Source organism: Leucobacter sp. Psy1 (assembly GCF_020096995.1).
Classification (GTDB): Bacteria; Actinomycetota; Actinomycetes; order Actinomycetales; family Microbacteriaceae; genus Leucobacter.
Window position 1 is genome coordinate 1484340 of record NZ_CP083692.1, and the last position, 25475, is coordinate 1509814.

24 protein-coding genes are annotated in these 25475 nt (G+C 67.7%); 11 read left to right on the forward strand and 13 right to left on the reverse strand.

The features are described 5' to 3' along the window. Positions 1-10: 10 nt before the first annotated feature. From K8P10_RS06950 to K8P10_RS06975, 6 genes are all read right to left on the reverse strand, one after another. Positions 11-1105 (reverse strand): hypothetical protein, encoded by a 1095-nt coding sequence (locus K8P10_RS06950; RefSeq protein ID WP_224781070.1) that lies wholly within the window; start codon positions 1103-1105, stop codon positions 11-13. After that, positions 1102-1704, reverse strand: coding sequence for an ATP-binding cassette domain-containing protein (locus K8P10_RS06955; RefSeq protein ID WP_224781071.1), 603 nt, complete (start codon positions 1702-1704; stop codon positions 1102-1104). The genes K8P10_RS06950 and K8P10_RS06955 overlap by 4 nt, the downstream gene beginning before the upstream one ends. Further along, positions 1695-2798, reverse strand: coding sequence for a peptidoglycan-binding protein (locus tag K8P10_RS06960; RefSeq protein ID WP_224781072.1), 1104 nt, complete (start codon positions 2796-2798; stop codon positions 1695-1697). Before K8P10_RS06960 ends, K8P10_RS06955 begins: the two co-directional genes overlap by 10 nt. A gap of 63 nt (positions 2799-2861) precedes the next feature. Then, positions 2862-4052, reverse strand: coding sequence for a cell wall metabolism sensor histidine kinase WalK (locus K8P10_RS06965; RefSeq protein WP_224781073.1), 1191 nt, complete (start codon positions 4050-4052; stop codon positions 2862-2864). After that, complete coding sequence (locus K8P10_RS06970) at positions 4049-4717, reverse strand: response regulator transcription factor (RefSeq protein WP_224781074.1); 669 nt, start codon at positions 4715-4717, stop codon at positions 4049-4051. Before K8P10_RS06970 ends, K8P10_RS06965 begins: the two co-directional genes overlap by 4 nt. A gap of 84 nt (positions 4718-4801) precedes the next feature. Beyond that, the gene (locus K8P10_RS06975) at positions 4802-5158 is read right to left on the reverse strand and encodes a nuclear transport factor 2 family protein (protein WP_224781075.1); all 357 of its coding nucleotides are present in this window, start codon (positions 5156-5158) and stop codon (positions 4802-4804) included. A 115-nt stretch (positions 5159-5273) separates the two neighbouring features. Between K8P10_RS06975 and K8P10_RS06980 the strand changes: the two genes are divergently transcribed. Beyond that, positions 5274-5753, forward strand: a complete 480-nt coding sequence (locus tag K8P10_RS06980; RefSeq protein WP_224781076.1) for a helix-turn-helix domain-containing protein — start codon at positions 5274-5276, stop codon at positions 5751-5753. Here the strand turns inward: K8P10_RS06980 and K8P10_RS15455 are convergent. Then, positions 5701-6084: a BtpA/SgcQ family protein gene (locus tag K8P10_RS15455; protein ID WP_370632000.1), complete on the reverse strand. Its 384-nt coding sequence runs from the start codon at positions 6082-6084 to the stop codon at positions 5701-5703. The genes K8P10_RS06980 and K8P10_RS15455 overlap by 53 nt on opposite strands. Before the next feature lie 781 nt (positions 6085-6865). Between K8P10_RS15455 and K8P10_RS06990 the strand changes: the two genes are divergently transcribed. The 3 genes from K8P10_RS06990 to K8P10_RS07000 are packed head-to-tail and all read left to right on the forward strand — an operon-like array spanning position 6866 to position 9725. Next, positions 6866-7792: a hypothetical protein gene (locus K8P10_RS06990; protein WP_224781077.1), complete on the forward strand. Its 927-nt coding sequence runs from the start codon at positions 6866-6868 to the stop codon at positions 7790-7792. Next, entirely contained in the window at positions 7785-9059 is a 1275-nt protein-coding gene (locus K8P10_RS06995) for a hypothetical protein (RefSeq protein WP_224781078.1), read from the forward strand. The genes K8P10_RS06990 and K8P10_RS06995 overlap by 8 nt, the downstream gene beginning before the upstream one ends. Beyond that, positions 9060-9725 carry an ABC transporter ATP-binding protein gene (locus K8P10_RS07000; protein WP_224781079.1) on the forward strand — a complete coding sequence of 222 codons (666 nt, stop codon included), beginning with the start codon at positions 9060-9062 and terminating at the stop codon, positions 9723-9725. 24 nt (positions 9726-9749) lie between these two features. Here the strand turns inward: K8P10_RS07000 and K8P10_RS07005 are convergent, their stop codons facing one another. Continuing rightward, positions 9750-10703 (reverse strand): helix-turn-helix domain-containing protein, encoded by a 954-nt coding sequence (locus K8P10_RS07005; protein ID WP_224781080.1) that lies wholly within the window; start codon positions 10701-10703, stop codon positions 9750-9752. A gap of 182 nt (positions 10704-10885) precedes the next feature. Between K8P10_RS07005 and K8P10_RS07010 the strand changes: the two genes are divergently transcribed. From K8P10_RS07010 to K8P10_RS07035, 6 genes are all read left to right on the forward strand, one after another. After that, the gene (locus K8P10_RS07010; RefSeq protein WP_224781081.1) at positions 10886-11299 is read left to right on the forward strand and encodes a carboxymuconolactone decarboxylase family protein; all 414 of its coding nucleotides are present in this window, start codon (positions 10886-10888) and stop codon (positions 11297-11299) included. Next, the gene (locus tag K8P10_RS07015; protein WP_224781082.1) at positions 11292-12182 is read left to right on the forward strand and encodes an NAD(P)-dependent oxidoreductase; all 891 of its coding nucleotides are present in this window, start codon (positions 11292-11294) and stop codon (positions 12180-12182) included. Before K8P10_RS07010 ends, K8P10_RS07015 begins: the two co-directional genes overlap by 8 nt. 6 nt (positions 12183-12188) lie before the next feature. Next, a complete protein-coding gene (locus K8P10_RS07020; RefSeq protein ID WP_224781083.1) occupies positions 12189-12722 on the forward strand; it encodes a TRAP transporter small permease in 534 nt (177 codons plus the stop codon). 39 nt (positions 12723-12761) lie between these two features. Further along, complete coding sequence (locus tag K8P10_RS07025) at positions 12762-14258, forward strand: TRAP transporter large permease (protein ID WP_224781084.1); 1497 nt, start codon at positions 12762-12764, stop codon at positions 14256-14258. Positions 14259-14402: 144 nt separating this feature from the next. Further along, entirely contained in the window at positions 14403-15554 is a 1152-nt protein-coding gene (gene dctP, locus K8P10_RS07030; RefSeq protein WP_224781085.1) for a TRAP transporter substrate-binding protein DctP, read from the forward strand. A gap of 50 nt (positions 15555-15604) precedes the next feature. Continuing rightward, positions 15605-17053, forward strand: coding sequence for an aldehyde dehydrogenase family protein (locus tag K8P10_RS07035; protein ID WP_224781086.1), 1449 nt, complete (start codon positions 15605-15607; stop codon positions 17051-17053). On the opposite strand, the gene K8P10_RS07040 is transcribed toward K8P10_RS07035, so the two are convergent. Continuing rightward, positions 17050-17973: a LysR substrate-binding domain-containing protein gene (locus tag K8P10_RS07040; RefSeq protein ID WP_224781087.1), complete on the reverse strand. Its 924-nt coding sequence runs from the start codon at positions 17971-17973 to the stop codon at positions 17050-17052. The two genes, K8P10_RS07035 and K8P10_RS07040, sit on opposite strands and share 4 nt — an antisense overlap. A gap of 112 nt (positions 17974-18085) precedes the next feature. Here K8P10_RS07040 and K8P10_RS07045 point away from each other — a divergent pair, with 112 nt between their 5' ends. Further along, positions 18086-21079, forward strand: a complete 2994-nt coding sequence (locus tag K8P10_RS07045; RefSeq protein WP_224781088.1) for a cytochrome P450 — start codon at positions 18086-18088, stop codon at positions 21077-21079. A gap of 9 nt (positions 21080-21088) precedes the next feature. Here the strand turns inward: K8P10_RS07045 and K8P10_RS07050 are convergent, their stop codons facing one another. From K8P10_RS07050 to K8P10_RS07065, 4 genes are read right to left on the reverse strand one after another with little or no spacing between them, the layout of a single operon-like run. After that, the gene (locus K8P10_RS07050; RefSeq protein WP_224781089.1) at positions 21089-21571 is read right to left on the reverse strand and encodes a histidine phosphatase family protein; all 483 of its coding nucleotides are present in this window, start codon (positions 21569-21571) and stop codon (positions 21089-21091) included. Next, positions 21568-22509 (reverse strand): DUF4031 domain-containing protein, encoded by a 942-nt coding sequence (locus tag K8P10_RS07055; RefSeq protein ID WP_224781090.1) that lies wholly within the window; start codon positions 22507-22509, stop codon positions 21568-21570. The genes K8P10_RS07050 and K8P10_RS07055 overlap by 4 nt, the downstream gene beginning before the upstream one ends. Before the next feature lie 40 nt (positions 22510-22549). Next, on the reverse strand, positions 22550-23248 hold the full coding sequence (locus tag K8P10_RS07060; RefSeq protein ID WP_224781091.1) for an SDR family oxidoreductase: 699 nt from the start codon (positions 23246-23248) through the stop codon (positions 22550-22552). Then, a complete protein-coding gene (locus K8P10_RS07065) occupies positions 23241-25331 on the reverse strand; it encodes an FAD/NAD(P)-binding protein (RefSeq protein WP_224781092.1) in 2091 nt (696 codons plus the stop codon). Before K8P10_RS07065 ends, K8P10_RS07060 begins: the two co-directional genes overlap by 8 nt. Positions 25332-25475 lie beyond the last annotated feature (144 nt).

The window sequence follows — 25475 nt, forward strand, 5'->3', positions numbered from 1 at the left end:
CATTCGGTCTTCACGATCGCCCTTTGAAGTAGACGAACAGTCGCTGTTCGCGTATCAGCAGGGCCGCCGTGAGCGTGCCGAGGATCGCCCCAGACACCGAGAGGGCAGGCGTCAGTGCAGCGGCGAGCACCACGGGGAGGTGGTCGTTCGCCGCCAAAGATTGTGTGAGGATCGCGATGATCGGAATCGTCGTGAGTGCCCCCGCCATCGACCAGGCGAAGGCTTCGAGCAGCAGCGTGCTGAGCTCGTCCGCTTTGCGCACTCCCGAGTGGAGGGCAGAAGCGATCTCGATGCGGCGCATCCACACCGCCGTGACACCGACCAGCAGACTGACGACGAACGCTGCGACGGGGAACATCGCGGTCGAACGAGCGGCATACGTCTGCGAGGGGTCGGCCGCAACGCCGAGCGTCGCGTTGTGCTGGGTGAGCTCCGGACTGTCGTCGGACTGCGGGGCATCGGCCGACACCGCGGTGTACAGCATGTCGAGCGTCGCCTGCGTCACCGGGAACGCATCGACCCAGCACTGGTCAAAGAGCGTCTCCGCGGGTCCGGGTGCGATCGCCGCGTACCCCATGCCGCGCGGTCTGCCGTCATCGGGGTACGCATAGGTGCCACCGAGCACTGTCGGCCCGCTCGCGGTGTGAATCGGGTCGCCGACATCGAGCCCCAGGGTCTCGCTGAGTTCAGCGGGCAGGATCAGACCCGCGTGCTGCTGGCCCGTCGACTCGGGCAACATCGTTGCGAATCCCGCGCTCGAAATGAATGAGGTGACCGGGTTCTGCGGAATCCCCGCCAGAATCAGCGGCGCCTCCTGTTCCGACAGGGCGCCCGCGGCCCGCACTCCGTCAAGCTCGCCGAGCGCATCGCAGACACGCCCGTCGATACTCCCAGCCAACTGGAGAATAGTGATCGAGCCGCCTCGTTCGCGGAACTCGGCTGCGGCAGCGAGCTCTCCCGTCATCGACTGGGTGTCGAGCGCCGCGAGCGTACCGGAAGCCGTCGCGAGGAGCATCGCGAGGAGTAGTGCGCGGCTCGTGCCCGAGGCGAGGTTTCTAGCGGCCTCACGTCGAACCTCGCGAAAACGCATCCGCACCGGGCTCATGAGATCGCTCCGAGGTCGATGATGTCGGTGCAGGCGTCACGCGTGCGAGCGTCGTGCGTGGCTACCACGATGATGGTGCCGGCCGTCGCGATGTTAGCCAGCGCATCGCTGACGGTCGACGCGGTGTGTACGTCGAGCTGCGCTGTAGGTTCGTCGACGAGCAGCAGATCGGGAGCTGCGGCGATTCCACGTGCGAGCATCAGCCGCTGCCCCTCACCACCGGAAAGTGCACGGAACTGCCGATCCATCGCGTGCTTCAGGCCGAAGCGAAGCAGCAGTTGCTGCGCCTCAGTGTCGGCGGTGAATCGCGACTCTCCGCGGGCGATGAACGGAAGCGCGACGTGGTCGAGCGCCGTTCGGCGCGGAACCCCGTGCGGGTTCTGGAAGATCCAGCCGATGCTGTCGACATCGGTCCGGTCGATTGATCCCGCGCTCGGCGCGATCCACCCGGCCAGCATGCCGAGCAGAGTCGACTTGCCCGATCCGGACGGGCCCGTCAGCGCGTAGACGCGCCCAGGGTCGAGGCGCACGGTGAGGTGCTCGAAGAGGAATGGGCGCCCGTCGAAGCGGTGGCCCACGTCGGTCAGCGTCACCAACATGAGAGATCCTTCGGGGCGCGTGCCTGCACGGCATCGACTGTTGGTGCGTCGGCGAACGTGATGTAGCTGCGTCCGAGCTTGGATGAGACGACCGTGACCGGGAGGGCATCGCCGTCCATCGACGCGACGCATCCGCTGGTGTCTCCCGTCATCGCCACGGCAGCCGGGGGCACCGGATAGGCCGTCAGCGGTTCAGCGAGGGTGAGGGTGCCTTCCAGAGGAGTGTTCTCGGCGTCCTTCGCATGATTCCGGTAGGCATCGGTTTCGGCGAGTGTGCCGAGACTCTCCGCCGTGACGGATCCGTCCTCACTGATCGCGATGCCGATGTCGTTGACCGTGAGGGTTCGTGTACCTGGCAGCAGGTCTGACGGCATGGTCTTCACGGAGGCAGAGAGCAGGGTGGAGGGCAACGACACCAGCGCTCCACCCGAGCTGGCCTTCTGTCCGAGGCGCAGTGGACACGCCGAGGCCGTGACCTGCGCGGTCGGCAGCCACACGATGTGAGTCAGGTCGAGTTCGCCATAGGTGGTGTCGCCGCCGAGGCTCTCGACGATCGTGTCCCAGGCGATCCAGGTCTGCCAGTCGAACCGCGCCGTCTCGGTGACGGCATAGCCGAGGCGGGCGAACTCGTGCTGCAGCGCCATCACATCTTCACCTCGGTCGCCGAACTTCAGGCTGCGCCACAGGGGAGTGCCGGTGTGCAGGTTGATGAGGGGATCGCTGTCGACCGTGAACGAGGTCGTGGCCGAGGTGAGTGTGGCGCCCGGGGAGCAGGATGTCCGTGTGATGGTCCCGTTCACCGGTGATGTCAACGATGACTCTTCGCCGACTTCGACCTTGAGCTCCACGGTGCGAGCGTCGGTCATGTCCTCGGCGACGAGTGCTGCCTCTTTCGGCTCCGCAGCCACCGCGAGTGATGGCGGTACCGGGTGGTACATGGCGAACGCGACGACGGCCGCAGTGGCCGCTGCGGTGGCGAGGCACAGCAGCACGATCGAGGGGTTCCAGCGTCTCCGGTCGCGGGGTGCGAGGTCAGGGGACTCCTCAGGCTCCAGGTCGGAGAGAGGTGCATCGGTGGACGTCGGTCGTGGCATGCAGCCAGATTGCCCAGGGGGTGGTATTCAAGCGGTGATGTTGCGTATCACCCGCGTGTGACGTTATGCGAGCGGCAGCGACAGGCGTACGCTGAGTCCGCCAGCAGGGCGCGGTTCGAGGGCGAGTGTGCCGCCGTGCAGCTCGGTGAGGCTCTCGACGAGGGTGAGCCCCAGACCGGTTCCGGCCTCTGAGCCGTCATCATTGCGGATGCGGGATCGGGCGCCGCGCTGGAAAGGCTCGGTGAGTCGTTCGACCGTATCGGCGTCGAGAATGCAGGGTCCCGAGTTCTCGATACAAAATCGCGCGTGTGCGTCTTCCGCCTCGAGCCTGATGCGGACGAACCCGTCGGTGACGTTGTGACGCACCGCGTTGGCGATCAGGTTCGTGATGAGTGACCTGAGCAGGGGAGCGCTCCCTGTGACGAGTACCGGTTCGCGCGGCAGCGAGATGAGTGCGGTGAGGTTAGCGTGCTCGGCAGCGTGCGCCTGCTCGAGCATGGCGCGAGCGATTAGGGGGATGAGGTCGACGGGGTCATCGGGGAGCTCGGTGTGCGCGCGACCTTGGGCGACGATGAGAAGGTCGTTCACGAGTTCTTCCATCCGCCGGTTGGCTTGCAGTACCTCTCGGACTTCGAGGACCGCCTCTTCGGATACACGACCCTGTCTGATCGCGATTTGCAGCGCCATGCGGGCCGTGGCCAGGGGAGTGCGAAACTCATGAGAGGCATTCGCGATGAATGACTCCTGCCGGGTGAAGGCGGCTTCGAGTCGCGCGATCATGCCGTCGATGGCGGAGCCCAGTCGTTTGATCTCATCATCCGGCCCCGGAAGGTTGAGCCGTTGGGAAAGGTCGCGTTCGGTGATGGCGTTCGTGGTGTCGGTCACGGCGCTGATGCGGCGGATCGCCTGGCGTGACACGAGCCAGGCGGCAACGACAGCGACGACAGTGAGAGCGACCAGCAGTGCACCTGCCCAGAGCTGCACGCCCGCGAGCACCTCGTCGACGACGGTGTCGTGCGTCCAGGCTGGGCCGTGCTCCTGGATGACGATGGCATCATCGTCGGGCGTCTGACCTGAGACCTCTGCCGCGCTGTCGCGTTGCTCGTTGTGCACGGTGACCGCTTCTGAGAGCAGCGACCGCAGAACGACGTGCTGAGTCAGAATGAGGATCGCGCCGCCTGCCAGGAACACGGCCGCGATCATCACGGTGAGCTGTCGCCCGAAGCTCAGACGCGACCACAGACGGCGCGTCACTCGGCCACCCGGTAGCCGAGGCCGCGAACCGTGACGATTTTCGCGGGACCGAGTTTCTTTCGGAGCGAGTGCACGACCGTTTTCACGACGGCCTCGTCGGTGGGCTGATCCTCACCCCATACCGCGTCGAAGAGTGTGATCGGCCGCACGACGTCGCCCCGGGCCCGGATCAACTCGACGAGAATCGCGAACTCTTTCGGTCGGAGGCGCACCTCGCGACCGCCGCACCAGACCCGGCGTGAGCCTGGGTTGAGTCGGATTTCGCCGAACTGGTATCCGCCCTCCGAGGTCTTCAGGCGGCGCGCGATTGCCCGGAGGCGCGCGAGGAGCACGTCGTAGTCGAACGGTTTCGACAGGTAGTCATCGGCGCCGAGCTCGAGGCCGGCGATCTCGTCTGAGGCGTCGGTTGCTGCGGTGAGCATGAGGATGCGGACGGGGCTTCCGCGGTCGCGCAGTGTGCGCGCGACGATGTCTCCGTGAAGCACGGGGAGGTCGCGATCCAGGACCACGATCTCGTACGTGTGCTCTTCGAGGAAGGTGAGCGCACTCGCGCCGTCGTAGACGATGTCGACGAGGTAGCCGTCACCGGTCAGGCCCTGTTGGAGGAGTGCGGCCAGTCGATCCTCGTCTTCAACAACGAGGACGCGAATTCCAGTGTGCGGCATGGAGGGACCCCTTCTCGTACCCCCCTCCTTGATTCTCGCACTTCCCGGTGACACTCAGGTGATACTGGAGTGTCGTCGAGTCACCTAGACCGTGATCGTGAGGTGCGAGATCTTGCCCGCGTCGAGTTCGAAAAGATAACGGAGAGCGACGGCGCCACCGGGGAAGTTCCCCTCGAGCCGAATGCGAACGCTCACGTGCGCTTCGCCACTTTGGTGCTGACCGATGCGCGTGCTGATGTACTCATACTCGCTCACGGAGCGCGTGAGCCACTGGGAGATCTCATCAATGCCTCGATACGTTTTCCCATCGTCGATGACGACTGCGTCGGGTGTGAAGTGTGCCAGCGCGTCGGTGTAGCGGTGATCCTGCTGGGCGTCGAGGTAGGTGACTACGAGCGAGGGAAGGGTGCTGGGGTCATACGGTGCGAAGTTGTTCGACATGGTTGGCCATTCTGCTCAGGTGAGTGACTGCTGATTTGGCAGTAACTATGACTGCTAGAATAGCAGTAAGTGGCGTGCCTGAGTGTGGCACCGATGTGTGAGGTTGGAGGCGTCTATGGCGGCCCGTGTTCGTGCCGAGGATCGGGAGTGTCCGCTGTCGACGGCGATGTCGTACGTCGGGGAGTGGTGGACGATGCTGATCCTGCATGACTGCTTCGACGGCTACACCCGGTTTGACCAGTTCGAGGCGAACATCGGCCTCTCTTCGAGCATGCTCACCTCTCGACTCAAGACGCTGGTCGAGAGCGGCGTCCTGGAGCGGCGCGTGTATCAGGAGCGGCCGAGGCGTCACGAGTACGTCCTCACCGATTTCGGTAGGTCGTTGCGGCCGATTCTTGTTGCGATGGCGGCGTGGCGAAACGCGCAGCTCGCACCGGAGGAACGCGCGATGGTGCTCATTGACTCCGAGACTGGCCTTGAGGTCGAGCCCGTGGTCGTCGATCCCAGGACGGGGCAATCGGTCGCTGGCCCCCGCTACGTATTCACGTCGGGTCCCGGTGCGGGGGAGGGGATGCGCGCGCGATACGCCTCGTGATGATGGGCTGCTCATCGTCGCCTGGTGACTTCGCGATGCGGCGGAACTCTTGCGCGGCTGAGATGAGCTCGGTCACTCGCTCGGCAGCGACCTCGTTCTCCAAGATGCCGTCTCTCTTGAACGTGGTGCCGACGATCGCGCCGTCCGCGATCGAAAGTTGTTCTGCGATGTTGTGTGCACGCGCACCGGTGTTCACGAAAACTGGGACATGACCGGAGGGTCGCGCAGCGTCCCTATCAACCCACCAACGTGATAACGATACCCACCACGATGATGACGACAACCAAGGCGCCGAGGGAGGCCCAACTCGTCGGAAGCCAGTCATGGCCATTTGGGGTCCACAGCCACGGAGCGTGTGCCAGTATCCAACGTCGAAAGCGGCCGCTCGATTGGGCGCTGCCCGAATCGCCCTGTGACTCTCGATGACCACTCATGTGTTCCTCCAATGACCAGTCATAGTATAGCGCATTATATCAACTAAAGTGGGCTATTTTCCTGATGGCGCATCGATAGAGTTCGTGCGCCAAAAACACTGCAACGTGGATCGTAATTATGCTACTGTGAGTTCCGGCGAGGGGCCAGAAATGCCGTTGAACGGCGGAAAGAGGTCACTCCCCATGCTCGCGAACAAATGGACAACACTGGTCGGCGTCGCCGGCATCATCACTTCGGTGACGTTCTCGTCGCTGCCCACGGTCCCCGCATCTTGGGAAGCAGTTGGCGGGTGGTCAGAAACCGAGAACTCCGCGCCGGCTATTCAATCTCGGAGCGCTGTCGCTCCGTTCGCCAAGTCCTCAGTAAGCCATCGAGGGAAGGCCGAGACGAAGTCGATCAGGGGGACATCACATAAGCGATCACATGGGTGGACGAGTTGGAGGGGCGTGACGCACTACACGACCGCGAGGCTTGAGCACTACTGGCCGTACACGGGGGTCATCGCCTCTTCAGGTCGGCAGTGGGGTCACGGAAGATCAGAGGCGAAGACCAAGTGGGTGGCGTTCAATCCCGATGCTGCGAGCAGCGGGTTCGGAAAGGCACACACCTATTACGGGAGAGGAAAGCGATGAGCTTCCCGGCGAAGCCCCAAGCCTCACTGCCCGGGCGGTGAGTCGGTGACAGCCCGTCAGCTGGTAATTCTCACGGGGCTCATGGTGGTGCTCGCCCTACTCGGGTTCGCGCTCGGAGCGTATGCGCAACAGCAGCGGTTTCTTGACCTGGAGTCGAATCGAATGCTGTCGCGGGACGCATTCCAGGTTCGCGAGGACGCGACAGCGGTGATCGACGCAGTCGATCGAGTGGGGGCGGACGCCTGGGTGCTCGGGGCAGCTGACGGGTACGACGGCGCGTGGGCGATCTCCGCGAAGGAGATCTCCCGCGTGCCGATCCCATTGCATGGTGGCCCGGGATTCTCCGGGGATGACGGCCAGGAAGCAGTAGTGGGAAGCGAGGTGGAGACCCGCACTGAAGGTGACGTGCGCACTGTTCGCGTGTTCGACCGGACCTACGAAGTCGTCGGCGACCTCGGTCTGCGCGAGGACAGCGCTCTCGCGGATCTCGTCGTAGTGCACGACACGTCGATCATCCTTGATGCGGGCGTGGAGACCGTAACGGTGGACGGTCCCGAGGGGCGGGCGACGATCCTGGACCGATTCGGTGAGACCGTCATCGAGGTCATCCCGGCCGGCTCGTTGCACCGAACGAACATCGACTATGTCTCTCCGCAGATACTCGGTTTCGGCGGAGCACTGACGGTCGGCGGATGGGCGACGGCGGGCATCCTCGCAGCACGCTTTTCCCTTCCAGCGATGCGCGTCAGACACCTGCGCGGGGCGCGGTGGAGACGGCTCTCAGCCGAGCAGGGTGGCACTGTGGCGGGTCTGTCGCTTGCGGCGAGTACGGTCGTCTCCGGGGCCGGTATGGCCACCGGTCACGCACTGCCGGGAATGCACATCCTCGCGACCACAGCGATCAGCGTCGCCACCGTCACGAGTGTGACGCTGCTCATGACCCGGGGGACATCGAGGTCGCGTCATGCGTGAAATAGCGTTCGACCTCAGACGCAACAGACTGCTCATGCTCGCCAAAACTGCAATATTGAGCGTCCTGGCGCTGACCTGTTTTCACGCATTGACGTTCACACTTTCGGTCTCCAGCGCCCTGCACACCGAGTTCTCGACCGACAGCGACGTCGAGATGTACTCGATCACCGACACTCTCGCGGACCCTGAGATATTCTCCGTGGCCCTCGGCGATCCGATCACGCTCACCCAGATCGGGCGGTTCCTCACCGAAATGGAGGAGAGTCAGGAGATCGAGTTCCTCTCCGCATTCGACCAGTCCGTGCCCATCATCGATTTCGCCGGAGACGAGACATTCGACTACGGGTACGGCACGGATATGCAGACGCAAGGGGAGTATGTCGATGCGGCGGGGAACACCGTGCTGAACACGAAGTCGCTCCAGATGACGGAGGCCGTCTTCGACTTCTACGGCCTCGCGGTGTCGACAGGGGAAGCGATCGACTGGAGTCGCGTAGACTACGACAGCAAGCGCCTCCCGGTGCTGCTCGGCGCGAGCTATGACGGTATCTATGCACTCGGAGACGTGCTCCGTGCAGACTTCTACCTGGAGCAATTCGAGTTCGAGGTCGTCGGCTTCCTCGAGGAGCGATCCTCGATCTACTTCCACGGAGACCGCGACACCTACCTCGACACAACCATCGTCGTCCCGTACCCCGCCGACAGCGAGGGCCTCGCGACCTCCTCCGGAGAGTTCGGCGGGATCCTCACGTTCGCCATGCTCAGCGGAGACATCGCCGCGCCTCGTGGCACCTCAGCCGACGGAGTGCTCCGCGAGCTCCACACCATCGCCGATCGCTCCGGATTCCACGACTTCACCCTGCTCAACGCGCCCGCCTATCTCGTCCAGTACGCACAGATCTCGGAGCTCCTCAATCAGAACCGCGGCCTCGTCCTGACACTGGGAGTCACGATGCTGGTGGTAGGGCTAGTCGTGATCTGGCTGCTCTCGGACGCACTGCTCGCCCGTCGACGCGAAGTCCTCGTCGTGCACGCGCTACTCGGCAGGCCGCGGGTCCGGCTCGAGCGCACTCTGGCTCGCCGGGTCCTGACCGAACACGCCGCCGCGATCGCCGCCACGATCGCGGTCGCGTCCGCCCTGCCGAATCGTCACGCGATGCTGCAGCTCGGCGTCCTCGGCGCGCTCGTGCTCGTCGCGTGGGGCGATGTGCGCCTGCAGCGCGCGGCTCTCACCAGAACCCCGCTCCACGAAACCGAGGTGGCCTGAATGACCGCGAACCAGATGCCTGACATCGAACTCCGAGATATTCGTCTCACCGTGGTTGAGCCGAACGGTGCAGAACGAACTCTGTTCGACGCCATGCGCTTCGCACCCCAGCCGTATGAACGCTCTGTGGCAATCCTCGGTCGAAGCGGGTCTGGCAAGAGCACCCTGCTCCGCGTGCTCGCCGGGTTGCACCTCGACTATTCGGGGGAGTATCACTACGCGGGAGCACCCCTCACGATCACCGAGCGCCACATGGCCGACTTCAGGCGGCAGCACGTCGGCATCGTGACGCAGAGCCCCACCCTCCTCACCGACCGCGACGTCCTGCAGAATGTGCTCGTCGGAGAGCGCCGCAGTGCCGCATCCCGGGCCTCCGAATGCCTGGAGTGGGTAGGGCTGGCGGGGTACGAGCGCAAACGCGTGCGCCAGCTCTCCGGAGGAGAAGCCCAGCGTGTCGCTATCGCCCGAGCGTTGTTCTCCGGCCCGCAACTCCTGCTCGCCGACGAGCCCACCGGTGCACTCGATGCCGACACCGAGACGCAGATCCTCGAACTCTTCAGTCGCACCGTCGAGCACGGATGCCGCGTCATCATGGTGACGCACAGCGAACGAGTGGCGGACTGGTGCGATGGCAGACGGGTCGTGCGAGACCGACGACTCTGCTGAAGGCGCGCCCGCCGCCCGACCCGCTCACCCCACCCGCGTCACCCGGTGCTCGCGTGGGGTGCGCCCGTACGTCGCTTTGAAGAGCTTGCTGAAGTGACTGAGGTCGGTGAACCCGGCCGACTGCGCGATCTGCAGCACCGTGCGCCCGTGCAGGGCAGGGTCTTCGAGCGCGATCCGGCTCCGTTCGAGACGCTGCGACCGGATGTACCCGGCGACCGTGAGCCCCTCCTCCTGGAAGAGATACTGCAGTTGCCGCGTCGAGATGTAGTGGGCGCGGGCGATCGCATCGGTGCTGAGCCGCGGGTCGGGCAGGTGCGTGTCGATGTACATGCGCACGGACTCGAACGCGACGCCCTGCTCGTCGTGCTCGGGGCTGCGCTGCAGCTCGGCTGACAGCAGCGCCGTGATGAGCTCAAAGGCACTGTGCATGATGCGCGACCCGTTCGCACCCTCGAGCTGATCGAGGTTCTCGGCCATGTGCTGCATGAACGGGCAGATCATCCGGCCGATGCCGTCGTCGCCCGCGAGACGCTGCGCTGTGACGGTGTGGATCATGCTCGCCGAGAGACCGAGCATCTCGTGCGGAAAGAGCATCACGAGGGATCGCATGGCCCCGTCGTACTCCAGCGTGTACGGCCGTGACGTGTCGTAGATGGCGGCGTCGCCCGGGTTGAGGTGCGCGCTCCGGCCGTCCTGCATGACCATGCCGGTGCCCTCAAGCTGCAGGCTGAGCTTCAAGTGATCGTTCTGGTCACGGTGGATCGCACGCGACAGCCGGTGCACACTGTGCGACGAGGCGCGGATGTCGGTGACGCAGATGCCGCCGATGGTGCGGCTGCGGAGGGTGCCGGTGAAGGTCTCCGGGCTGCCCGTCGCCAGCGTGAGCGGCACGAAACGGTTGCCCACGAGCCGCACCCAGTCCTCGAAACCCACGGAGTCCACCAACTCCACCGAGCGCCCGGGATCCTGCGTTGTCATCGGCTCGCCTCCTCGCGATCATGAACCTCGTCGTCCTTCTCGACCCAGAATAGAGGGTGTTCCGGGCGATTGCGCGAACTGCCAGTCGCGCTGCGGTCACGCACAAGTGCGGGCGCGACGGCCTCCGGCACACTGAACGGGAGGCGGCTCACCCGCCGCGCCCATCTGCAAAGGAGTAGATCTTGATCACTGACGATCTGTACGACACCGGCCTGCGCCAGCGACGTGACATGTTCGGCCCCGAGGGTGCCGAGAACCAGGTCGAGCACACCACGGACCTCAACCACAAGCTGCAGGAGTTCGTCACCCGCACCTGCTTCGGCGACATCTGGCAGCGCGACGGACTCGTGCTCCAGGAGCGCAGCCGCATCACCTTCGCCATGCTCATCGCCCTCGGCAGCACGCACGAGCTCCGCATCCACGCCCGCGGCGCGCTCGCCAACGGGGTCACGCCGGTCGAGCTGCGCGAGATCGCGGTGCACTCGATCCTGTACTGCGGCATCCCTGCCGCCGTCGAGGGCCTCAGGGCGCTCGAAGAGGTCTTCGCGGAGCGCGGCGTCTCCCTCGAACTCGACGGGGAGGCCGGCCGTGCGTGACACCGCCAGCACCCGGGTCGGCTTCATCGGCCTCGGCACCATGGGGGAGCCGATGGCGAACAACATCGCCGCCTCCGGATCGTTCGACCTCGCCGTCTTCGACGTCGACGCGGCGCAGACGACGGTGGTTGCCGAGCGGATCGGCGCACGGCCGGTCACGGACATCGCCGACCTGGCGGACCGCGACATCATCCTCACCATGCTGCCGACGAGTGCCATCGTCCGCAGCGCGCTGCTCGACGACACGGGCGCACCGCGCATCCCCGCCGCACCGGGCACCCTCTTCGTCGACATGAGTTCGTCCGACCCCTCCGAGACCACCGAGACGGGCGCACGGCTTCGCGAGGCGGGCTACGCCATGGTGGATGCTCCCGTCTCCGGTGCGCGCGAGCGCGCCATCGATGGCACGCTCGCGATCATGCTCGGCGCCGACGATGACGCTGCCGCGGAGCGCGCGATCCCCGTCATCGAGACAATGAGCGCCCAGATCTTCCGCACCGGCAGGCTCGGCACCGGCCATGCGATGAAGGCGCTCAACAACTTCGTCGCCGCTGCCGCGTTCACGGCGGCCTCGGAGGCGCTCATCGCGGGAGCAGACTTCGGCCTCGACCCCGGCGTCATGGTCGATGTGCTCAACGCCTCGACGGGCCAGAGCTTCGTCACCACCCACGTACTGCCAGACCACGTCGTCGGCGGGCAGTACGCCAGTGGGTTCGCGCTGCCGCTCTTCACGAAGGACGTGAGAGTGGCCCAGAGCGTGCAGCGCGCCGCCGGGCGCACGTCGCCCGTCTGCGACGCCGTGACCGGTGCGATGAGCGAGGCCCTCGAGGCGCTCGGCAACGTCGATCACACCCGCGCGGTCGAGTTCTGGCGGGAGAGGTAGGACGTCATGACAGAGCCCCGCTCGACCTTCGACCGCGTGCTTCAGAAGTGCAGCGCCGCCCTCGGCGTCGTCGCGGCGGGCAGCCTCGTGGTGCTCATGGTGGCGACCGTCGCCGACGTGCTCGTGCGCTGGATCACCCGGTCGAGCCTGCCAGGCATGATCGAGATCGCCGAGACCGCGCTTGTCGCCTCCGTGTTCCTCGGACTCGCGTGGACCTCGATCCAGGGCGGACACGTCGCCGTCACGATCGTCACCGATCGGATGCCGCCGCGGCTCGCCCGTGCGGTCTCGACGCTCGTCTGGGCGCTGAGCGCCGGCCTCCTCGCGTGGATGTCCGTCGCTCTCTTCGTCCGCGCGGCCCAGTCGACGAGCGCGAGCGAGACCCGCTTCGGTCTGGTGCAGTGGCCGATCTGGCCGATGCGCTGGATCATCGCCGTCGGCGTCGTGCTCTGGACGGTCGTCGCGGTCGTCAACCTCGTCCGCGCACTCCGCGGACGCACCCCGTACGGCGACGAGACCGAGGCGATGCTCGATGCCTGAGACCCGGTCGCCGCTCGTCACTTCACCCGGAGGGTTCCCATGCTCCTCACGATAATTGTCCTCACCATCGTCGTCCTGCTGCTCGTTCTGCTCATGATGCGGATGCCCGTTGCACTCTCGCTCGCGCTCTCGGGAGCGCTGGGGCTCGGGATCCTCCAGGGCACCGACTACGCCTCGAACGTGATGGGCTCGGTGCCGTTCAGTGCGACAGCGAGCTTCTCGCTCACCATCATCCCGATGTTCATTCTCATGGGCATGTTTGCCATGCGCGCGAAGATCGCGGAGCACGTCTTCGCCGTCGCCAACCACATGGTGAGCCGGTTCCCCGGCGGCCTCGGCGTCGCGACGGTCATGGCCTGCGCCGGCTTCTCCGCGGTATCCGGCTCGAGCATCGGCACCGCGGCAACCATGTCGAAGCTCTCCGTCGGGCAGATGCGGGCGTACGGGTATCCTGCCGCTCTTGCGACCGGGATCGTGGCGATCGCCGGCACGCTCGGCGTTGTGATCCCGCCCAGCACGTTCCTCGTGCTGTACTCGATCATGACGGGGGAGTCGGTGGCGCAGGTGCTCGCCGCCGGCATCATTCCCGGCCTGCTCTCCGCCCTCGGATACATCGTCTACATTCTCGTGATGGGGCACCGCCAGATCGTCCGACCCGAGACGACACTCGCCGAGACCGTCTCCGATGCACACGCGTACGCCGCCGTGCGCGCGGGCGGTTCGGCCAGTGCAGCCGCCGGATCCGGCAACAGCAGCGCAGGCGCCGGCAACACCGGCCCAGGCCCCGGCATCGCCGCGCCGCTGCCCGCTGGCACGCCGAACACGGAAGCGGTGCAGCAGGTCTACGGGCGTACGCTGCGCACGCTCCCGTGGCGCGGACTCTTCCGCTTGTCGCTCATCTTCCTCATCATCCTGGGCGGCATGTTCTCCGGGATCTTCACCTCGACCGAATCGGCGGCCATCGCCGCGTTCGTCGCCCTGGTGATCCTGATCTGGGAGTTCAGGCACGACGGGCTCAGCACGATCTGGAGCAACGTGAAGGGCGCGCTGCTCGATACGGCGCAGACGACGTCGATGGTGTTCATGATCCTCGTGGGGTCGACGATCTTCTCGACTTTCCTCATCGCGGCGCACGTGCCGGACACCGTGACGACGTGGGTGGCGGGGCTCGACGTGCCGCCGCTCCTCACGATCGGGTTGCTGCTCCTCTTCCTGCTCCCGCTCGGCACGGCGCTCGACGAGATCTCGGTGCTCATCATCACGATCCCGATCATCTACCCGATCGCGATGGAGCTCGGCTTCAACGGGATCTGGCTCGGCCTCATGATCGTGAAGCTGACCGCGATCGGCATGGTCACACCTCCCGTCGGCATGACCTGCTTCGTGGTCGCCGGAGCGACCGGGGTGCGCACCGAGACCGTCTTCAAGGGGGTCCTGCCGCTCATGCTCATGGACCTCGCGGTCTCGGCGATCCTGTTCTTCTTCCCGGCGATCACGCTCTTCCTGCCGTCACTCGTCGCGCAGGGAGCCGGCTAGGCAAGCGCGTGCAGCCGAACAACACCGGGGCGTGCGCGAACTGCTGACCGACGTGCGCCCCTCACCAACCACGCGGCCGTGAGGCTGCAGAACAATCAGAAATAGACGCCTCGACGCCGAGGCGGATCATCAGAAAGGACAACGATGTTCTCGACATCTCATCGCCGGACTCGCGGCGGCCTCCGCACGAGCGGACTCGCCATCGTCGCCGTCGCCGGCCTGGCCCTCACCGGATGCGCCGGCATCAACAACGCTTCGGGATCGGGTGACGCCGGCGGCGAAACCGTCACCTGGACGCTCGTCACGGGCGCGCAGGCCGACACCCCGAACGCCGCAGTGCAGGACTGGTTCATGGACCGGGTGGAGGAGGAGACCGACGGTCGTCTCTCATTCGAGCGGACAGCCACGGAATCGCTCTGCAAGGCGCCCGAGGTCGCCGATTGCGTGCGCGACGGACGCGCGCAGATCGGGGTGACGGTGCCCGACTACACGCCGCAGTACTTCCCGTCCACGAGCATGGTGAGCATCCCGTTCCTGAGCCAGAACGCACAGGCGGCGATGCAGTCCATCTACGATCTGCACGAGAACTACGCGCCCGCGCAGGAGATCATGGAGCGCAACGGACTGCACCACGTCGCCACGTGGCCCGTCGGCCGCTTCCTGCTCGGCGGGCACGACCCGATCACGAGCACCGACCAGTTCCAGGGTGCGCAGGTGCGCGTCTCTGGCCCGATCATTCAGCAGGCGATCGGCGACGAGGGGGCGAACATCGTGGCGGTGACCGCTCCGGAGACCTACGAGTCGGTCGAGCGCGGGGTCGTCTCCGCGATCGGCGGCGCCATCGACTTCCCCGTGAACTACGGCCTGATGGAGCTGCTGCCCGAGTGGACCGACCCAGGCGTGGGGCAGTACTCGACCTTCGGCATGTGGGTGAACGCCGGCGCGTACGAGGATCTGCCAGACGACCTGCGCGAAGCACTCGATCGGGTGACCGAGGAGCTCAACACGGGCGAGGGGATCGCCGCGTTCAACGAGGTCGCCGCGGGTCAGTGCGAGCAGATGCTCGAGGCCCCGACGGTGCGCTCGCTCAACGCGTGGGACGAGGAGCAGACCGCCGAGTGGCGCGACTCCCTCGGCGACACGGGCGAGCAGATGTGGGTCGATCTCGCCACGGAGCAGGGCCTCGACGACGCGCAGGGCGTGCTCGACGAGTACAAGGCCGGGCTCGAGACCTACGACGACGTCGCATACGACGACGCCACCGTTGCCTGCGTGACCTCCTTCGCCGACCGCTGAGCCGCGCACGCGCACCCCGAACCGAGACCAGAGGATCAGGAACCACCGTCATGACGACCACCGAATCACCGACCACAGCAGCACCCACCACAACGCCGCCGAGCAACCCACTGATCGACGCCATCACCGTCGATCCCGAGCAGGGCCGGGCGATCCAGGACGCCTCGAGCGGTGAGACGATCGGGTACGCCCCGGTTCACACGGTCGCCGACCTCGACGCGGCGGTCGGAGCCGCCCGTGCGGCGCAGACCGGCTGGGCCGCGCTCGGCCACGAGGAGCGCTCGCGCATCCTTCACCTCGCCGCAGACGAGATCGACGCTCACGCCGAGGAGCTCGCCCGCATCATCGCGAGCGAGCAGGGCAAACCCCTGAACGGCGCGGGGGCCCGCTTCGAAGCCGCCGGGTGCGCCGTATGGGTGCGCAACGCCGCCGACACTGTCATCGAACCCGAGCTGCTGTTCGAAGCCGAGGGCACCCGGTCCGAGCTCCACTACGTGCCGCTCGGCGTGGTCGCCGCAATCGGCCCGTGGAATTGGCCGGCGCTCATCGGTATCTGGCAGATCGCGCCGTCCCTCCGCATGGGGAACGCGGTGGTCGTCAAGCCGAGCAGCTCGACGCCGCTGAGCGTGCTCGCGGTCGTCGAGCTCATGAACCGGCACCTCCCTGACGACGTGCTGACCGTCGTGTCTGGCAACCGGGAGGTCGGTGCGCGGATCGCCGGGCACCCCCGCATCGACAAGGTCATGTTCACCGGCTCCACCGAGACCGGCCGCGAGATCGTGCGGAACTCCGCCGACAACCTCGCGCGCCTGACTCTGGAGCTCGGCGGCAACGACCCGGGCATCGTGCTCCCCGGCGCGAAAGCGTCGGAGATCGCCGAGGCGCTCTTCTGGGGCATCTTCATCAACACCGGGCAGACCTGCGCCGCATTGAAGCGGCTCTACGTCCACGAGTCGGTGCACGACGACGTGGTCGCGGCTCTGGTCTCACTCGCGGAGTCCGTGCCGATGGGGCCCGGTGCCGACGAGGAGAATCTGCTCGGCCCGCTGACGACCCCGCAGCAGTTCGACATCGTCAGCAGGCTCGTCGACGATGCGCGGCAACGCGGCGCGACCGTCGTCACCGGTGGCGAGGCGGCGCCAGAGCTCGGCCCGCGCTTCTACCGCACGACCATCGTGACGGACATCAGCGATGGCGCCGACCTCGTCGAGGAGGAGCAGTTCGGCCCCGTCATCCCGGTGATCCGCTACACCGACCTCGACGATGCGGTGGCCCGCGCGAACGCCTCCGACCAGGGCCTCGGAGCTTCGGTGTGGGGCGATCCAGCCGAGGCGCGTCGTGTTGCCGACCGCCTGGAGGCCGGCACCGTCTGGATCAACCAGCACGGCACCCTCAATCCCATGGTGCCGTTCGGCGGTGTCAAGGCGTCGGGGTACGGCCTCGAGTTCGGCGCGCACGGCCTCAAGTCGGTGGCGGCGCCGAAGGTGATCACGGTCTAAGCCGCACCCCAGTCCAGTCCCCGCGCGAACCCGATGAGTGCTCGGGTGCGCGCGGGGACCGGCCGGTTCGGGGCCCAGATCATGTCGATCGCGACCGGCCTGACGGGCGGTTGGATGGGCTTCGCGACGAGCGGGAGCCCCTCGTAGCTCCGCGGATTCGCGACGCGCGAGACGAGGATCCCGTACCCGAGTCCGCGTGCGACGAGCGTGCGGACCACCTCGTAGCTCGAGGTGCGGTGCCGCACCCGCGGAGTGAGCCCCTGCGCGGCGAAGACCGAGAGGGTGTGCTCGCTCGACGGGGGAGCGTCGAGGAGGATGAGGTCGTCGTCCACGAGGTCGGCGAGCCTGACCGTGTCGCGATCCGCGAGCGGGTGATCGGCGGCCAGCACCACGTGCGCGGGGAATGCCGCGAGCTGCACCCGCTCGGTCTCGGGCGATACGAGCATGTCGTAGACGAACGCGACGTCGACACGTCCCTCCGCGATGTCGTCGGCGAGCTGATCTTGCGTCGCCTCACGGATCGTGAGATCGACCTGCGGGTGCTCGGCACCGAACTCTCGGAGCAGTCGCGGCAGCACGGTCGGGGCGAGAGTCGGGTAGCACCCGATCACGATGGGCCCAGAGAGCGTGTCGGTGCCGCCGACGGCGCGGGCGAGTTCGTCGGCCTCGGCGAGCATGCGCCGAGCGTGGGCCACGACCCGATCGCCGCTCGGGGTGAGCGTGAGGCCGTGCGCGCGCCGGCGGACGCACAGCTGCTCCCGCATGGCCGTCTCGAGCTCGGTGATCGCGTCGGAGAGCGCCGAGGGTGAAACGTTGAGCCGGGTCGCGGCTCCCGCAACCGTCCCGGAGTCAGCCGCCGCGACGAGGTAGGCCAGCTGCTTCAGAGTGAACGCGGGGACGGGGCGGGCGACGATGCTCATATCTCCATTATTCAACGTTTCCGATGAATCAGAACGACTAATTCCGCTTTTCTATCCGTTTGCCACGCTCCATACTCGGATCAACACCAATGGAGTTGTGAGGAAGACCACGATGAGTACCGAAGCACCGATCGCCGACTGGGTGACGATTCCCGATCTGTACCGCGATCCGTTCCCGATCTACGAACGCCTCCGCGCCGAGGGCGGCGTCCACTGGGTGCCGAGCGTCAACCGCTACCTCGTCACCTCGTACGCGGCGGTCCACGAGACCGAGCTCGACCAGGAGGTCTTCTCGGCCGACGAGGAGGGCTCGCTGCAGATCCGGGCGATGGGGCATTCGATGCTCCGCCGCGACGACCCGGAGCACTACATCGAGCGCAAGGCCTGGCAGCCGGCCCTCCGCCCGGGAGCGGTGCAGCGGGTGTGGAAGGCGAAGTTCCAGCGCAACGCCGAGCGATACCTTGAGGAACTCATCGCGAAGGGCCCCGGAGCCGATCTCGTCTGGGACTTCGCGGCGCCCTTCGCGGCAGAGAGCCTGCGAGAGCTCATCGGCCTCCACAACGCGACCCAACAGGATCTGCAGCGCTGGTCGCAGACCATGATCGATGCGACCGGCAACTACGCCGACGACCCCGAGGTGTGGGCGCTCGGCAAGCAGTCGTTCGACGAGGTGGACGTCGCGCTCGACGAGATGCTCACCTGGCACGCCGCGAACCCCAACGAGTCGCTGCTCTCCCAACTGCTGCAGATTCCCGACTACCGGATGCCGCTCGAGCGGATCCGCGCGAACGTCAAGATGACGATCGGCGGCGGCCTGAACGAACCCCGAGATGCCCTGGGTGTGGCGGCGTGGGGACTCCTCTCGCATCCGGAGCAGCGGGCGGCGGTCGAGGCAGATCCCACCCTCTGGAACGCGGCGTTCGACGAGACGATCCGCTGGGTCGCCCCCATCGGCCTGTACTCGCGCCAGGTGAAGCGCGACACGGAACTCGCCGGTGTCCGGCTGCCTGCAGGCGCGCGGCTCGGGATCTGCATCCTCTCGGCGAACCGGGATGAGCGGGTGTGGGAGGATCCGGATCGCTTCGACGTGCGCCGGGAAGTGAAGCCGCACCTCGCGTTCGGCAAGGGCGTGCACGTGTGCCTGGGGGCCTGGGCGGCGCGCGCCGAGGTCGCTGAGGTCGCCCTCCCGCTGCTGTTCTCCTCGCTCGAGGGACTCGCGCTCACGGATGAGGATCCGGCGGAGATCGGCGGCTGGGTGTTCCGTGGCATGACGAAGCTGCCGGTCACCTGGACGGGCCGCCGTACCGGTGCGACGGGATCGCCGGCTGCGCAGGCGGCGCCCGCTCCGCGCATCGCGATCGTCGGATCGGGGCCGTCCGGCTGCTTCTCGGCGCAGGCGCTGCGCCGCACGTTCCCGGCGTCGCCGATCGAGGTCTTCGACGAACTGCCGACGCCCTACGGTCTCGTCCGCTACGGCGTGGCCGCCGATCACCAGGGCACGAAAGCCGTCGCCCGCCAGTTCGATCGGCTCTTCAGCGCCGAGGATGTGCGTTTCCGCGGCAATGTCCGCCTCGGAGCGGACGTCACCCTGCGCGAACTGGAGGACGCGTACGACATCGTCGTGCTCGCGACGGGACTGCACGCTGATGCGCCGCTCACCGTCCCGGGAGCGGAGCCGGGAAGTCAGCTGAGTCGGGTGCGCGGGGCGGGCGAGGTGACCCGTTTTCTCAACGGGTACCCCGACGCGGCTGAGCCGGAGCCGCTCGGGGAGCGGGTCGTCATCGTGGGCCACGGCAACGTCGCGATGGATCTCGCGCGCATCATCGCCCGCGACGCGGCGGGCTTCGCGGGTTCAGACATCGACGACGCCGCGCACCGGCGGTTCACCGAGCGGGTGCAGACGATCCACCTGCTCGGGCGAAGCGGCGCGCCAGAGGCGAAGTTCGACCCCGTGATGGTGCGCGAGCTCGCCGGACTGCCGGGGGTGGCGCACCGAGTGCACGGTGCGGGTGAGCTCCCGAGCGATGGACGCGACGCCCGCGTCGACGCGGTGCGCGAGCTGACCCGATCCGAGGTCGTCGATCCGCGCGTCACTATCGAGTGGTGGTTCGGTGCGACGCCGCTGGCGATCACGGGTGTGGACGCGGTCACGGCCGTCGAGGTGCGCTGCGCGGACGGCGACGAGCGGCTCCCAGCAGACGATGTCATCACCGCGATCGGTTTCACGGGCGAAGCGGATGCCTCGCGTGAGCTGCAGCCGGGAGCGCACCCCGACGGACGCATCGCGGCGGGGCTCTACACGGCGGGCTGGTTGCGGCGCGGCCCGCGCGGCACGATCCCCGATCAGCGCACCGACGCGAGAGAGCTCGCGCAGAAGATCGTCGCCGATCTGCAGTCGGGCGCGGTGACGACGACGGCTCCGGGACTGCCGCCGCTTGCGACGGAGATCGGTTTCGAGGGGTGGCGACGCATTGATCTTCGCGAGCGCCTGACGGCGGCGCCGGGCCGCGAGCGAACGAAGCTCGCGACTCGCGCGGCGCAGCTCGAGGCTGCAGCGGATGCGACCCTGGAGCTGCCGCCGCTGCCTGACGACGCGGTGGGAGCCAACGGCGACGGCTTCAGCCCCGGCATCGGCACGACGGTGCTCTTCGGCACGGAGTCGGGCGGTGCAGAACTCGTCGCGGAGGAGCTGCGACGGCTCTTCAGCGATGACGCCGATGTCGAGGTGCGCGACCTCGGCGAGACGAGTGTTGGCGACCTCGACGCCGAGCGCCTGCACCTGCTCGTGTGTTCGACTTACGGTGACGGCGAGGTGCCCACGGCCGCCAGGCCGTTCCTCGCCGAGCTCGGTGCAGAGCAGCCCGACCTCGCGGGGCTCCGGTTCGCGGTGTTCGGCATGGGGGACCGCAGCTACGACCGCACGTACTCGCGCGGCAGCGAGCTCATCGCCGAGGCGTTGCGGGCGTGCGGGGCGGCCCAAGTGGGGGAGTACGGTCGGCACGACGCGGGCGGCCCGATCCCGGCGGCCGAGGCGGCGCGCGAGTGGGTGACGGGGGTGTTCGCGGCGCTGCCCTCACCGGAGCTGCCGTCGCCGGCACGCGGCTGAGCGGGAGTCTTACTCGGCGGCATCCCGTGGCGTGTCGAACGACCACTCGTCGGCGACCCGCCCGGCCACGTCATCCCATGAGCCGGAACGCCAGACGAAGCGGGCAACGGCGCAGGTCGGCATGTGGTCGATTCCGCCGCCCGAGAGTGTGGCGGCGAGGTCGGAGAGTCCTGGATCGTGCGCCACGACCATGACCGCGGCGGCGCCCGTCACCGCGGCCTTCTCGAACAGCGTTGCTGCGGGCGCGAGGTACAGGTCGGGGTCGAGTTTCGGCGCGACGCCGAGCGTGTCGCCGAAGATCTGCGCGGTAGTGCGGGCTCGCACGGCGGTGCTCGAGAGGAGCCGCTCGATCCCGACAACTGATGCGGCGAGCCGCTCGGCCATGCGGGGCGCATCGCGGAGCCCCCGGTCGTTCAGTGTGCGATCGTGATCGGCCAGGCCGGGGTCGCCCCAGTCCGACTTCCCGTGGCGTATGAGTACGAGCTGAATCATGAGGCCTCCCGGTGCGCGTATGTTCCCCGGAGTGACGCGATCTCGGCCGCGAGGTTCACCCGCGCTCGCGCCTCCCACAGCTGCTGTGCCGCTGGGCTCCGGTAGATCGTCGGCTGGTCCAGATATCGGCTCAGGATCGCGCTGCGTCCCGCCGCGAAATCGGCGTCGGCGACGTGCGCGTACTCCTGCCGCACGGCCCGCGTGTAGTCGCCGTAGCGCTGCGGTGATGCGGCGAAGATCGAGAGGTCGGCGTCGAGCAGGTGGGTGAGCGACGAGCTGGCCGCCCCCACGTCGGCCCCAGGGGTCGTCGCGACGACGTGCTCGCCGACGGCCGTGATGAGTCCGGGCGACACCTCGAGTGCGGTGAGCTCCCGCACGGCGAGGTCGGCGGAGTCCTGCTCGTCGGTGGGCGTGCCCCGATAGACGGCGTCGTGGAACCACGCGGCGAGCAGAGTCACCGGCGACACCTGCTCACCACCGAGCCCGATCTGGTTGAGGGCGAACAGCACATCCTCGAGGTGCCGCTCGGTGTGGTACGCGCGGTGGGGCTCGTTCCAGCGGGTGAGCAGGTCGTCGCCGAGGCGGAGCCAGGCAGGGCCGGCACCGCCGACGTGCTGCCCGAGGTCGGCCCACTCCGACACCAGGTACTCGCGCCGGCGCACCGGCTGCATGGCGGGCTTGTCGACCTGCCGCACACGGAGACCCGAGTCTCGGAGTCCGTGCACCACTTCCTTCGCGGTGACGGGGCGCGCACCGAGCGCGACGGCATCGTCGTAGCGTGCAGCGGGCACGTCGTAGTGATCGAGGTCGAAGCCGCGACGCGGCACCCCGAGTCGGGCGGCGAACGCGTGCAGCTCGGCGTAATCGGTGTCGGAGACGAGGTGACTCCAGAGTGTGCCGTGCGCCGGCCACGCGGGCGGGTCGATGAGAATCGCCATAGGGATCAGCGTACTCCCGCGCTCGACACTGCCGCGCCCCTCAGATTCGCGCGATCTCCTGCCGGGGGCGCACCGCTACGTCGGTGAGGTGGACGTCGGCCGGCGCGTCGACGACGAAGCGAACCGTTGCTGCGACCGAGGCGGGCTGGATGTATCGCTCCGGCTGGTACTGATCCGCGGGGATCATGCTGCGCAGCATGTCGGTGTCCGTCTGCCCTGGCGCGACGGTGGCAACCCGGATCCGGTGCGGCTCCTCATCGATCCGGAGCACGTCGGCGACCGCCTTCAGCGCGTGCTTCGAAGCGCAGTAGATGACGCTGCCTGGCACAGGCCGCGTGCTTGCACCCGACCCGATGAAGACGACGGTGCCAGCGGAGGCGCGCAGCAGCGGCAGTGCGTGACGGGTCAGCACGGACGGTGCCGTGACGTTCACGGCGAGGGTCCGGCTCCAGTCGTTCTCCGTCGCCTCGGCCACGGAGAACTTCGGGCCGATCGCGGCGGCGTGCACCAGCACGTCGAGTCGGTCCAGCTCGCCGATGCGTCGCTCGAACTCGGCCGCGTCCGCGCTGACGTCGAGCTGCCACGGCTCCGCGCCGGTCTCCAGGGCGACGGCGTCGAGGCGCTCGGCGTTCCTGCCGACCGCGATGACCCGGTGGGTGCGAGCGAGATCACGCGTGATCTCCCGGCCCATGCCGTTCGAGGCTCCGGTGACGAGGGCGACGGGTCGTGCGTCAGACATGCAGGGCTCCCTGGAGGTCGGTGGGCGCGGGGGCGCCGGGGTGGCGGGCCGCGGTCGCGATCCGGATCGCGCTGCGCGCCACCCGGTCGGTCTCGCGGAGCATCGGCGGGTCGGTTCCGGGCATCGGGCTGATGATCATGCCGTGCAGCTGCTCATCGATCGGGATCCCGGCGACGTGGATCGCGCCGTCGCGTGCACCGTCCGCGCCGATGAGCAGTCCCGTCGAAGGATCGATCTCGAACCCGCCCGTACGTGTCGTCGCGTCGGGCTCGCGCGAGGGCACCGTGAAGACCCTGGCGCGCCCCGACTCGAGCAGGCGCTCGGCCATGGGGTCAGCGGTCTCGGCGAGGTCGTGGAAGTGCATCCACGCGTCGATGAGCACGCGGCTGTGGAGCGCGGATCCCGGCACCGCGAGCGACTCGGCCCGGAACCCTGACGCGTCGATCTCGACCTGCGCTCGGGGTCCGATGAAGTGCACGAGTCCTGCGTCGACGAGCGCGAGCAGCTGCCGGTTGCGGAACGCCGGTGGCCCCGATCCGGCCATGCCGCCGACGGCCATGAGCGTCGCGAACCCGGTGCGCCGGGATTCGGCATCGAAGCCGCCGTTCGCGCCGATCGCTCCAGCGGCACCGCGCGCCGCGCTGATCGACCAGAGCCCTGCCTTCACGGCGCTGTCCCACCCGAGCTCGGCCTCGCGCAGGTCGGCGGTGGTGCGCGCGACGACCCAGGCGTCGAACTCGGCGGGGGAGTCGAACTCCCGGTGCACCGGCTGCATCTCGCCCGGCAGGTCGAAGCGATCGGCGGGGTCGGCGATGAATGGCGCGACGGCGTCCTCGATGCGGATCGCGGTCGCCGTGAGGTCATCGCCCGCACGGCCCGCATGTGACCCGGCCCCGGTTCCGAGCAGCTCGGCGAGCGCGCCCTCGATCGCGGTGCGCACGTCGGCGAGCGGCGCGCCGTCGAACGCTTCGGGGCGTGTGCGGTGCAGCACGGTTGCGTGGTCGAGGTACGCGTCGGCGACGATCCGGGGCCAGACCTCTCGATTGAAGTCGATCGGGCGGGGTCGGTCTGCCCAGTCGCCGCCGCGCAGGAACCGCTGCTCGGGAGCAGGGGGCAGCGAGCCGTACAGCGTCTTCGCGCGGAACGGCACCCCGCGGTGCGACGTGGCGTGCAGCACGGGCTCCTCGCCGGAGGGCACGTAGCGGAGGCCGGAATCGGCCTCCGGATCCGGAACGAACTGCCCGCCCCGCTCGATCGTGAGCAGCGACATGGTGTCGAAGAAGCCCATGCCGAGGCCGCGGATGATGACGTGCTCGCCGGCGCGAACCTCGGAGAGGTCTTGATCGACGGGACTCGCGGGGCGGACCCAGGTCAGCTCGGGCCGGTCGGCGAGCGTGCGGGAGAAGACGGTCTCGACCGGGGTCTCGGTTCGCGGCATCCAGCCGGTGGCGAGGATGACCGAGTCCGCGATGACGTGGCGTCCGTCAGCGAGCGTGATGCGCTCCCGCCCGGTGTCGGCGCCCGTCGTCACGCGCTCGATCTCGACGGCTCGCGAGCGGTGGCGGACGAGTTCCGTGCTGGCGGGCAGCTGCGCCACGGCTCGGGCGAAACACCAGGCGAGGTACTCGCCGTACAGTGCCCGACTCGGGTGCGACTCGGGGCGGGTCTCCTCGAGCTCGGCACGGTAGTCGGCCGCGAGACCCGGCCTGACCGGGAATGCGTGGAACGCGGCCGCCCGAGCCTCGGGAATTCGCGAGACGACCGCGGCGGTATCGGGGGAGGGGAACGCGCCGTCCAGCGCCAGAATGCTCCACTCGTACAGCGTCGGCCCCTCGATGACAGGGCCTGCGACGGTGCTCGACGGTTCGGTGAACAGCGTCACGGCGTCGGACAGCGTGTTCATGCAGAGCTCGCGGGTCTGATCGGTGCGCCAGATTGCCCCGGCGCCGTCGGGCGCATCGTCGATGACGTGGAGTTCGAAGTCGGCATCGGCCGGCGCGTTGGCACCGAGACGTTCGATCAGTGAGGCGCCGCGGGGCCCGGCGCCGATGATCGCGATGGATGGGCGGGAGTCGACGGGCATCCCTCCGTTATAGACCGGAGGCTCGTGCGGGGTGGAGTCGGATGACTGAATGTGACGCTCCCGTGCTAGCGGATCGGGGTGGAATGAGTGGCGAAGGCGAGTGTGAAGCCGTATGACACGCAGGATTTCACGAAACCTTATGCG

What these genes read in the sequence shown, in the direction of transcription:
- K8P10_RS06955 (WP_224781071.1), bottom strand. Translation starts at nt 1,704, where the DNA reads ATGTTGGTGACGCTGACCGACGTGGGCCACCGCTTCGACGGGCGCCCA.
- K8P10_RS06975 (WP_224781075.1), bottom strand. Translation starts at nt 5,158, where the DNA reads ATGTCGAACAACTTCGCACCGTATGACCCCAGCACCCTTCCCTCGCTC.
- K8P10_RS07045 (WP_224781088.1), top strand. Translation starts at nt 18,086, where the DNA reads ATGAGTACCGAAGCACCGATCGCCGACTGGGTGACGATTCCCGATCTG.
- K8P10_RS07025 (WP_224781084.1), top strand. Translation starts at nt 12,762, where the DNA reads ATGCTCCTCACGATAATTGTCCTCACCATCGTCGTCCTGCTGCTCGTT.
- K8P10_RS06950 (WP_224781070.1), bottom strand. Translation starts at nt 1,105, where the DNA reads ATGAGCCCGGTGCGGATGCGTTTTCGCGAGGTTCGACGTGAGGCCGCT.
- K8P10_RS07000 (WP_224781079.1), top strand. Translation starts at nt 9,060, where the DNA reads ATGACCGCGAACCAGATGCCTGACATCGAACTCCGAGATATTCGTCTC.
- K8P10_RS06960 (WP_224781072.1), bottom strand. Translation starts at nt 2,798, where the DNA reads ATGCCACGACCGACGTCCACCGATGCACCTCTCTCCGACCTGGAGCCT.
- K8P10_RS06980 (WP_224781076.1), top strand. Translation starts at nt 5,274, where the DNA reads ATGGCGGCCCGTGTTCGTGCCGAGGATCGGGAGTGTCCGCTGTCGACG.
- K8P10_RS07035 (WP_224781086.1), top strand. Translation starts at nt 15,605, where the DNA reads ATGACGACCACCGAATCACCGACCACAGCAGCACCCACCACAACGCCG.
- K8P10_RS07065 (WP_224781092.1), bottom strand. Translation starts at nt 25,331, where the DNA reads ATGCCCGTCGACTCCCGCCCATCCATCGCGATCATCGGCGCCGGGCCC.
- K8P10_RS07055 (WP_224781090.1), bottom strand. Translation starts at nt 22,509, where the DNA reads ATGGCGATTCTCATCGACCCGCCCGCGTGGCCGGCGCACGGCACACTC.
- K8P10_RS07050 (WP_224781089.1), bottom strand. Translation starts at nt 21,571, where the DNA reads ATGATTCAGCTCGTACTCATACGCCACGGGAAGTCGGACTGGGGCGAC.
- K8P10_RS15455 (WP_370632000.1), bottom strand. Translation starts at nt 6,084, where the DNA reads ATGGCCATGACTGGCTTCCGACGAGTTGGGCCTCCCTCGGCGCCTTGG.
- K8P10_RS07060 (WP_224781091.1), bottom strand. Translation starts at nt 23,248, where the DNA reads ATGTCTGACGCACGACCCGTCGCCCTCGTCACCGGAGCCTCGAACGGC.
- K8P10_RS07020 (WP_224781083.1), top strand. Translation starts at nt 12,189, where the DNA reads ATGACAGAGCCCCGCTCGACCTTCGACCGCGTGCTTCAGAAGTGCAGC.
- K8P10_RS07040 (WP_224781087.1), bottom strand. Translation starts at nt 17,973, where the DNA reads ATGAGCATCGTCGCCCGCCCCGTCCCCGCGTTCACTCTGAAGCAGCTG.
- K8P10_RS07005 (WP_224781080.1), bottom strand. Translation starts at nt 10,703, where the DNA reads ATGACAACGCAGGATCCCGGGCGCTCGGTGGAGTTGGTGGACTCCGTG.
- K8P10_RS06970 (WP_224781074.1), bottom strand. Translation starts at nt 4,717, where the DNA reads ATGCCGCACACTGGAATTCGCGTCCTCGTTGTTGAAGACGAGGATCGA.
- K8P10_RS06995 (WP_224781078.1), top strand. Translation starts at nt 7,785, where the DNA reads ATGCGTGAAATAGCGTTCGACCTCAGACGCAACAGACTGCTCATGCTC.
- dctP (WP_224781085.1), top strand. Translation starts at nt 14,403, where the DNA reads ATGTTCTCGACATCTCATCGCCGGACTCGCGGCGGCCTCCGCACGAGC.